Below are 9,081 nucleotides of genomic sequence, written 5' to 3' on the forward strand. Positions count from 1 at the left end.
CCTCGCCGCCCTCGCCCTCGACGCGCCCCGCATCGCCGCCGGCCTCGCCGGGCTGGGCCTGCGCGGGCCCCACGCCGCCCCGATCGGCGCCACTGTCGACCACGCCCTCGACACGCTGGTGCGCAGCGGCCGCCCGCTCGGCTTCGACTGGTTGGTCGAGCTGCTCGATGCGCTCGCGCTGCAGGGCGCGGGCGGCTTCGGCGAGCAGCTGGCGGTGTTCCGCAAGAGCTGGCTGTCGCTCGCCGGCGTGCTCGGCGACCTCGGCGCCGGCCGCGACACCGACCTTCCGCTGCTCGGCCTCGGCCTGCAGCGCTTCACCGCCGAGTGGCCGGCACGCCTGCTCGCCCCGGCCGACTCGCGCGCCTTCTCCACCCACGTCTCCACCGCCGACCTGCTGCGCGCAGCCGCGGACACCTGGCCCGCCGGCCTGCGCTACTGGCTGCGCCTGCTCGGGCAGGCAGGCTGAACCCGCCCCGGTGGCCGGAGGGTTCGCGCCATGCTCGCGCCTGCCCGCACCTGTCTGCACGCCTGCACGCCTGCACGCCTGCACGCCTGCACGCCTGCACCGGCAGCATCGCGCTTGCGGCGTCAGCGCTTCTTGCGCTTGCCCTTCTCCACCGTGGGCAGGGCGGCGACCAGGCGGGCGATCTCGCCGGTGTCGCGCGCAGCCAGCAGGGCCAGGCCGGCGCGCAGCAGCTCGGACTTGCTCACGAGCACGCCCTCCTTGCCGAGCGCCTCGCGCAGCGCCTTGATGCGCTTGTGCTCGCGCGCCGGCATCGAGAACGAATCGCGCTCGACCTTCTCGTGCTTGTCGAGGCGGTCAGCCTCGCCGGGCGGGGCCGTGTCGAGCGCCGGGGCATCGGCACGCTTCTCCGCGTCCGGCTTCGCCACCGCCCGACCGCGCTCGGCGAGCGCGGCGTCTTCCTGCTTGAGGGTCTCGCGCAGCTTCGACTTCAACCCGCCGGTGGTGGCGCTCATGCTCACTCCTCGATCAAGCGGACGACCGCCGCGACCAGGCGCGCCACCTCTTCCTGCGCCGGCGCGGCGGCACGTCCGAGGCCGAACACCGAGGTCCCGCGCACCGCGCTCAGCGCGTAGGCGCTGCGCTGCGACAGCGCGGCGTCGAGCACCGGCAGGGTGAAGTCGCGCAGCACCTCGAGCACGTCGGCCGACAGCGCGGTGCGGGTCACGCGGTTGGGCAGCAACGCGCCGCGCAGGCCTGGGCGGCTGCCCTTGCGGTCGAGGATCAGGCGCTCGATGCCGCGCGTCGCCCACAGGTCGGTCGGCCCCGGCACCACCGGCACCAGGGCGATGTCGCAGAGCTCGAGCGCGCTCATGGTGTGCGCGTGCTCGATCGACGGCGGGCAGTCCATGACCACCACGTCGACCTTGTTGGCGACCGGGCGCAGGGTCTTGGCCATCTTGTCGGCGCTGCCGGCGAGGCGAACCACCTGGGCGGGGAAGGGCGCGTCGGCGGGCGCGGACTCGGCCCAGCGCGAGGCGCTCTCCTGCGGATCGAGGTCGGCGAGCGCGACACGGTAGCCTTCGAGGGCGAGGCCGGCGGCGAGCTGCATGGCGACGGTGGTCTTGCCCGAGCCGCCTTTCTGGGAGATCAGTGCGATCAGCGTGGGTGCGCTCATGGTCCATCCCGTGGAGGTGATGACCGACAGTCTAGCCAATCGCCCGCCCGCCGTGGCTCCGCCCCACGCTGCGAGGGAAGGCGCGGAATGGACGGGCCGGGGAAATATTGCATCGCAACAATCGCGCTGAAATCCTTTGCTACAATTCGGACCTTCAGCAACAGGGTTTCCAGCCATGGCGCGAGAGATCGAGCGCAGGTTCCTGGTCCGCGACGTGCGGATCCTCGACGGACGCAGGGGCGAACACATCATCCAGGGCTACCTCGCCAAGGAGGTCGGCTCCATGTCGACACGGGTCCGCATCCGCGGAGAGCGTGCCTACCTGACGCTGAAGTCGCCCAAGCTGGGTTTCAGCCGCGACGAGTTCGAGTACCCGATCCCGGTCGACGATGCCCACCAGATGATCGTCCGCCACTGCGCCGGACGGGTGGTGCGCAAGACGCGCTACCTGGTCGACCACGCCCACCACGTGTTCGAGGTCGACGTCTTCCAGGGCCATCACGCCGGCCTCGTGGTCGCCGAGGTCGAGCTGCCGCACGAGGAAACCCCGCTCAGCCTGCCGCACTGGGTGGGCGACGAGATCACCCACGACTCGCGCTACGGCAACTTCACCCTCGCCGAGCAGGCGGCCCTGCTGCACGCTGCGCCGAACGGTACCCACGCGGCCCCCACCCCGGTCCTCGTCGCATCCCGCGGCCTGCCTGCAGCGCACTGAGCCGACGGCCGCTCCACCACGACGCGGCGCCGCAGCCCGCGGCCGCAAGCCGCCCCCTTCACGGCGCCGCGGCGCTCACCGCCAGTCCGCCCACGCACTGCGCGGCCAGCCAGGCGCTTGCCGCCCGCGCATCGAGCGGGCGCGCGAACAGATAGCCCTGGCCCTCCTGGCAGCCGAGCACACCGAGCGCCGCCTGCTGCTCGGCGTGCTCGACCCCCTCGGCCACGGTGCGCAGGCCCACGCTGTGCGCCATGCGCAGGATCGCCTCGACGATGGCCGCGTCCTGGCGGTTGCTGGCGAGCTCGGCGACGAAGCTGCGGTCGATCTTGAGCGCCGAGATCGGCAGCCGGCGCAGCAGGGTCAGCGATGAATAGCCCACCCCGAAGTCGTCGATCGCGATCGAGGCGCCCATGCGGCGCAGCGCCTGCAGCAGGCCGTTGGCGGCCGGACCGTCGGCGGTGAGCGCGCTCTCGGTGAGCTCGATCTCCAGCCGGCAGGCGTCGATGCCGTGGCGCTCGAGGATCTCCACGATGCGCTCGACCAGCTCCGGACGCAGCTGCGCCGGCGACACATTCACCGCGATGCGCGGCACCTGCAGCCCCGCACGGTCCCAGGCCGCGAGCTGGGCAACGGCGAGGTCCATCACCGCGAGGCCGAGCTCCCAGATCAGCCCGCAGTCCTCGGCCAGCGGCACGAAGCGCCCGGGCGCGAGCAGGCCGAGGCGCGGATGGCGCCAGCGCACCAGCGCCTCCATGCCGGCGAGGCTGCGGTCGTCCAGGCACAGCTGCGGCTGGTAGTGCAGCTCGAGCTGGCCGGCCGCGATCGCGGCGCGCAGCTCGGACTCGACGGTCATGCGCTCGACCGCGCGCGCGTTCATCTGCTCGGAAAAGAGCTGGTGGCCGTTTCCGCCCGACTCCTTGGCGTGGTACATCGCCAGGTCGGCGTGGCGCAGCAGCGACTCCTCGTCGTGCGCCTGGAAGGGGTACACCGCCACCCCCACGCTGCAGCCCACGCGCAGGGCATGCCCGCGCACCTGCAGCGGCCGGGTCACGATGTCGACGATCTTGGCCGCCACCGCCTCCGCGTCCGCAACCTGCCAAAGATCGCCGAGCACGATCGCGAACTCGTCGCCACCGAGGCGGGCCACGGTGTCGGACTCGCGCACCGCCCGGCTCAGGCGCAGCGCCATCTCCTGCAGCAGGGCGTCGCCGAGGTCGTGGCCGAGGGTGTCGTTGATCCACTTGAAGCGGTCGAGATCGAGGAACAGCACGCCGAGCAGGTTGCCGGTGCGCTGCGCGCTGCGCACCCCGTGGTTGAGGCGGTCCATCAGCGCGGCACGGTTGGGCAGGCCGGTCAGCGCGTCGCGGGTGGCGAGCTGCATGATGCGCGCCTCCGCCTCGTGGCGACGGGCGACCTCCTCCTCGAGCTCGCCCACGCGCTGGCGCAGCTCGAGCTCGTCGATGACGCTGCGCGCCAGCACCGCGAGCGCCTCGCGCGCAGTCTCGCCGAGGCGGCACGGCCGCGAGTCGATCACGCACAGCGTCCCCACCGCCTCGCCGCCCGGCATCACCAGCGGCATGCCGGCATAGAAGCGCACCCCCGGCTCGCCGCGCACCAGCGGGTTGTCGGCGAAGCGCGGATCGGCGGCAGCGTCCTCGACCTCGAAGAGGCCTTCGCCCAGCAACGCATGTGCGCAGAAGCTCACCGTGCGCGAGGTCGTCTGCACTTCGGTGCCCACATGCGCCTTGAACCACTGGCGGTGCGAATCGACCAGGCTGATCACCCCCACCGGCGCCTCGGCGATGCGCGCGGCGAGCCGGACGATCGCGTCCAGCGCCGATTCGGGCTGGGTGTCGAGCACCTGCAGCTGCTGCAGCCTGCGGCGGCGGCGCAGCTCGTCGAGCGGCAGCGGCGGCATCCAGCTCGCGAGCTGGGCGAGCAGCAGCCGGGTGTCCTCGGCCTTGTCGAGGAAGACATCGGCCCCCGCCTCCCTGCACACCGCCTCCCAGGGATCGGCCGACCGGCTGCTCAGCACCACCACGCGCGGCGCGAGGCCGGGGGTGGCGCGCACCCGGCGCAGCACGTCGAGCCCGCTGCCCTGCGCGAGCGAGAGATCGAGCAGCACGGTGTCGGGGCGCTGCGCCTCGATCAGCGCGCAGGCCTCGTCCTCGCCGGCGGCAGTGCCGACCACGCACAGCTCGGGATGCTCGGCGAGCAGCCGGACCAGGTTGTCCCGCAGGAGCGGGGAGTCTTCGACGATGACGATGCGCATGATGGCGGTTCCACGTGGGGATCGAACGCCATCCATGTTCCGCTCCGGCGCCCCACCCCCACAGCGGCACCTCGCCGATGAAGGGGTCGGCGGCCCGCCGATCATGATGTAGGGCGAAGACCTACAAAGAGGAGCACGGGCGCCGAGCCTGGCGACCGCACAGTCCGCAGGCGGCGACCCCGAGTCCCGCCCCGCCGCCGGCTTTCGCACGCGACATCTCCCGCCCTCGCCCTCAGCCCCCCCGATCCACCAGCCCGTGCTCGGAACAGTAGCGCGCCATCTCCGCCGTGTTGGCGAGCCCGGTCTTGTCGATGATGCGGCTGCGGTAGGTGCCGACCGTCTTCACCGACAGGTGCATGGCCTCGGCGATCTCGCTGGCGCTGCGGCCGGCGGCGATCAGCAGCAGCACGCGGTACTCCTGCGCCGACAGGGTCTCGTGCGGCGCGCGCGCCGGCGCCTCACCCGAGAGCAGGTCGGCGAGGCGGGCGGCGAGGTCGGAGCTGATGTAGCGCTGGCCGCCGCGCACGCGCTCGATCGCGGCCACCAGCTCGGTGGTCGCGTGCTCCTTGGTCAGGTAGCCGGCAGCGCCGAGCTGCAGCGCGCGCGCGGCATAAGCGGCCTCGTCGTGCATGCTCAGCACCAGCAGCCGGGTGCGCGGCGCGGCGCGGTGCAGCCGCACCAGGCCCTCCAGCCCGCTGGTGTCGGGCATCGACAGGTCGAGCACCGCGAGCTCCCATTCGGCCGCACGCGCCTGCTCGAGCGCCTGCGCCAGGCACGAGGCCTCGCCGATCTCGGCGTCGGGCCAGCGTTGCGTCACCAGCTGGCGCACACCGAAGCGCATCACCGGATGATCGTCGACGATCAGCAGCTTCATCGGTCCTCCCCCTCCGCAGCGAACGGCACCCTCGCCTCGACCCTCACCCCGCCCGCGGCGCCGGGCCCGATGTGCAGCTCGCCGCCGGCGAGCGCGGCACGCTCGCGCATGCTCGGCAACCCGAGCGAGGAGCGCGCCTGCGGCTTCATGCCGACGCCGTCGTCCTCGACCGCCAGGCGGTATTCGCCCCCGACCACCGCGCCCTCGATCCTTACGCGGGCGGCCTGCGCGTGGCGGGCGACATTGGTGAGCGCCTCCTGGGCGATGCGGTAGAGCTGGTTGGCCTGGTCGGCATTCAGCCGCCCGGCGTCCGCGAGCTCGACCTCGCAGGCCAGCCCGGTGCGCTCGGCGAACTGGCGGCCGGCGAGGCCGAGCGCCGCCTCCAGGCCGAGATCGTCGAGCAGCGGCGGACGCAGCGCCGCCGAGATCCGCCGCACGGTGGCGATGCCCTCGCCGAGCACGGCCTCGATCTGCGGCCAGTCCTGCTCGCGTCCGGGCGCGCCCTGCAGCGCGCGATGCACCATCATCTTGAGCGCGGTGAGGAGCTGCCCGAGCTGGTCATGCACCTCGCGCGCGAGCCGCCTGCGCTCGTCCTCGATGCTGCGGTCCAGGCCGTGCGCGAAGGCCTCGATCTCGCCGAGCGCGTGCTGCAGCTCGGCAGTACGCTGGGCGACCGTGTCCTCCAGGCGGGCGTTCGCGGCGAGCAGCGCCGCCGCCGCTCGCGCTGCAGCAGGCTCCAGGCGGCGAGGATCAGCGCGACGCCGCTCATCGGCAGCAGCACGTTGAAGATCGACGCACGTACGCGCAAGGCCTCGAGGCTGCGGTCGCGCGCCTCGATCTCGGCGCGCAGCATGCTCTCGATGGCGGCGAAGCGCGCGCGGATGCGGTCCATCGTATCGCGGCCCTCGTCGAGGCGCTGCCTCCACGGCGAGCCCTCTTCCGCGTAGGCGCGCCGATCGGCGATGTTGCTCTCGGCGAGCACGACGCGGCGATCGATCAGGGTCCACAAGGTCTCGAGGTTGGCCTGGGGCCGGTCGGCGAGCATCCTGCGCAGCGCCTTGAAGGTCTCGTCCAGGCTGCGCGTGCCAGTCTCGAAGGGAACGAGATAGTGCTCGTCGCCGGTCAGCACGTAGCCGCGCTGGCCGGTCTCGACGTCCTTCAGCGCCGACATCACCTCGGCGGCGAGCAGCAAGCCGCTGCGCGAGCGCGAGCGCGCATCGGTGACCGCCTCGAGCTCACGCAGGCTGGCGTGGCTGGACCAGGCGAGCGCCACGAACAACGCGAGGCCGAACAGCATCAACAAGGTCGCAGCGGGGAGTGCGAGGCGCTGACGAGAGACAGGAGGCATCGGTAAAGGATGTGGCACGGGCCACGCGCGCGACCCTTCGGCAGAGGGAACATGTTAAACGAATCCCCCTCGCCCACGCACACCCGATCTCGCCTGCCCGCCCCGTTGCGACGACAAGGAGTCTCAGACCAGAACCCGGTAATAGCCGTAGATGTTCCTCGAGGCGTAATCCGGACCATCCTTCCACGAATAGCGGATCTTCTTGTCGCGCTGGCGGATGTACTGCCCCGTCGTGTTGCCATCGACCGACTCGAGCTGGTTGTTGTCGTAATCGATCGCGGTGACCACGAAGTGATGGTGCGCCTTCGGCACCACGGCGACGTCGCCCGGGCGGATGTTGCGGTCCCCGGGAACGTACTGGATCTGATACCCGCTCTTGCCCTTCATCCTTCCGCCATGCAGGGTCCAGCTCACATCCACGCCCGCGTAATGGAGCACGTGGCAGGCGAAGATGCCGCACCAGTGCCGAATCCCGCCGCCGACGAAGGCCCCGCTGCCGAGCGTGGCCAGCGTCTTCTTCGCCTCCGCCAGGGTCGGCACGATCTCGGTACCGGCCTCCTCGAAGAAGAAGATCAGCTCTTCCGGCCAGGGCTTGTATTCACCGGGCGAGGCCCACCACCGGGCGACGTACACGATATCGCTGCGTATTGTCATCGCGGCCTCCCGAACTGCAAGGTCGCCGCCATGCCGACGGTCGGGCCGGATGCCGTACCGGATCAAGCTCCGCTGCTGCACCCGAAGTCAGCCCCGCCTCCACCACCCGGGTCCGATTTCACCATAGCCCATGGGGCGGAGCCTTCAAGGCGCGCGCACGGAGTCCGCGCCCCTCGTCGCTCAGCGCGGGCCTTCCGAGCGCATCGCCTGCTCGCAATACGGCGGCGACATGTCCTTGCGGCAGAAGTCCTTGAGCTTGCCGAGCGACTCGCGATAGAAGGCATCCCACTCCTCCTGGGTGGTGAACCGCGCCGACAGCGCGTAGTTGCAGCGCGCATGCAGGTGGTTGAGCGCGCCCACCTCGAGGCCGAACTGCTCGCTGAACACACGGCGCAGCTCCTGCGCGGGGATGCGGGTGTTCATCGCCGCGGCGTCGTAGAGCGAGAACTTCTCGAAGTCCGCGTCGGTGCACGGCGGTTGCGCAGCCTGCGCCGTCCCTGCGAGGGCGAGCAGGGCCAGGATTCGGGCGGCGGATTGCAGCGGTTTCATGACGGATCTCCAGGGAACAGCATGGCCCGGCCACATGGCAGGGCAGGAAGGCAGGTCGGCCGGCAGGCGGCGGTGCTCATTCGCCATGGGCGGCGAGCACGCCCGCGGCCTCCCGCCGGCGCGCGACGAACACCAGGCCGAGCGCGCCGAAGTTCATCGTCAGCGCATACACCACTGCGCCGACCGCGAGCTCGGGCTGGCGCAGCAGCACGATGGCGACGAAGATCGCCAGCCCGGCGTTCTGCAGGCCGCACTCCATCGCCACCGCGACCGCGTCCCTGCGCTCGGCGCCGGCCAGCGTCACCAGGCCGTAGCCCAGGCCCATGACCGCGAAGTTGAGCACCAGGGTCGCCGGCCCCACCGACAGCAGGTTGGCGAGGATCGTGTGCTGGTGCGACACGAAGGTGGCGACCACGATGGCGGCGAAGAACAGCGTGGCGACGCGGGCGATGCTTGGCTCGGCGCGCGCGGTGAAGGCGGGCGCGCGGCGCCGCAGCAGCATCCCGGCGACGATCGGCAGCGTCGTCACCACCAGCACGCTGCCGATCAGGCGGCCGACCGGCAGCTCGGCCAGCACGCCGCCGTCCGCGCCGAAGACGCCGTCGCCGAAGGCGGCCAGCACCGCCTTGATCAGCAGCGGGAAGGTCAGCAGCGCGGCCAGGCTGCTGATCACGGTGAGGCTCAGCGACAGCGCGGCGTTGGCGCGCGCGAGGTGGGTCAGGAAGCCCGAGCTCGCCCCGCCCGGGCAGGCCGCCAGCACCATCAGCCCCATGCCGAGCAGCGGCGGCAGGTCGAAGGCCAGCACCACCGCGAGCGCGACCAGCGGCACCAGCACGAGCTGCCCGACGAGGCCGATCAGCAGCGCGCGCGGGCGCAAGAACACGCGGCGGAAATCCGCGCCCTGCAGCGCCAGCCCGACCGAGAACATGATGAAGGCGAGGGCGGCGGGCAGCAGGACGTCGATGCTCATCGGCGCGACCTAGCAGCCTGTCGGACTTGAAGCCGGCGGACGGCGTACCGGCAGGCGGG

Annotated in this window: 10 protein-coding genes and 1 pseudogene; 2 read left to right on the top strand and 9 right to left on the bottom strand. The window is 71.9% G+C overall.

Features of this window, described 5'->3' with window-relative positions; all coding sequences use genetic code 11:
• Positions 1-466: pseudogene (locus C667_RS16855) on the top strand (AarF/UbiB family protein); the annotation flags it as partial.
• 122 nt (positions 467-588) lie between these two features.
• Here C667_RS16855 and C667_RS16860 read toward each other — a convergent pair.
• A complete protein-coding gene (locus C667_RS16860; protein WP_004370995.1) occupies positions 589-978 on the bottom strand; it encodes a hypothetical protein in 390 nt (129 codons plus the stop codon).
• A 2-nt stretch (positions 979-980) separates the two neighbouring features.
• A complete protein-coding gene (gene parA / locus C667_RS16865) occupies positions 981-1,640 on the bottom strand; it encodes a ParA family partition ATPase (RefSeq protein WP_004370997.1) in 660 nt (219 codons plus the stop codon).
• A 175-nt stretch (positions 1,641-1,815) separates the two neighbouring features.
• Between parA and C667_RS16870 the strand changes: the two genes are divergently transcribed.
• Entirely contained in the window at positions 1,816-2,355 is a 540-nt protein-coding gene (locus tag C667_RS16870; RefSeq protein ID WP_004370999.1) for a CYTH domain-containing protein, read from the top strand.
• A 58-nt stretch (positions 2,356-2,413) separates the two neighbouring features.
• On the opposite strand, the gene C667_RS16875 is transcribed toward C667_RS16870, so the two are convergent.
• From C667_RS16875 to C667_RS16905, 7 genes are all read right to left on the bottom strand, one after another.
• Positions 2,414-4,627: an EAL domain-containing protein gene (locus C667_RS16875; protein WP_004371001.1), complete on the bottom strand. Its 2,214-nt coding sequence runs from the start codon at positions 4,625-4,627 to the stop codon at positions 2,414-2,416.
• A gap of 232 nt (positions 4,628-4,859) precedes the next feature.
• Positions 4,860-5,501, bottom strand: a complete 642-nt coding sequence (locus C667_RS16880) for a response regulator (RefSeq protein ID WP_004371003.1) — start codon at positions 5,499-5,501, stop codon at positions 4,860-4,862.
• The gene (locus C667_RS16885; RefSeq protein ID WP_004371005.1) at positions 5,498-6,067 is read right to left on the bottom strand and encodes a sensor histidine kinase; all 570 of its coding nucleotides are present in this window, start codon (positions 6,065-6,067) and stop codon (positions 5,498-5,500) included. The genes C667_RS16880 and C667_RS16885 overlap by 4 nt, the downstream gene beginning before the upstream one ends.
• On the bottom strand, positions 6,025-6,798 hold the full coding sequence (locus C667_RS26495) for a CHASE3 domain-containing protein (RefSeq protein ID WP_004371007.1): 774 nt from the start codon (positions 6,796-6,798) through the stop codon (positions 6,025-6,027). The genes C667_RS16885 and C667_RS26495 overlap by 43 nt, the downstream gene beginning before the upstream one ends.
• 174 nt (positions 6,799-6,972) lie before the next feature.
• Entirely contained in the window at positions 6,973-7,503 is a 531-nt protein-coding gene (locus C667_RS16895) for a hypothetical protein (protein WP_039921940.1), read from the bottom strand.
• A gap of 180 nt (positions 7,504-7,683) precedes the next feature.
• Positions 7,684-8,052: a hypothetical protein gene (locus C667_RS16900; protein ID WP_004371012.1), complete on the bottom strand. Its 369-nt coding sequence runs from the start codon at positions 8,050-8,052 to the stop codon at positions 7,684-7,686.
• 76 nt (positions 8,053-8,128) lie between these two features.
• On the bottom strand, positions 8,129-9,022 hold the full coding sequence (locus C667_RS16905) for a bile acid:sodium symporter family protein (protein ID WP_004371014.1): 894 nt from the start codon (positions 9,020-9,022) through the stop codon (positions 8,129-8,131).
• Positions 9,023-9,081: the final 59 nt, after the last annotated feature.

Origin of the sequence: Thauera phenylacetica B4P, from assembly GCF_000310225.1 — a bacterium.
In the GTDB taxonomy this organism is placed as follows: Bacteria; Pseudomonadota; Gammaproteobacteria; order Burkholderiales; family Rhodocyclaceae; genus Thauera; species Thauera phenylacetica.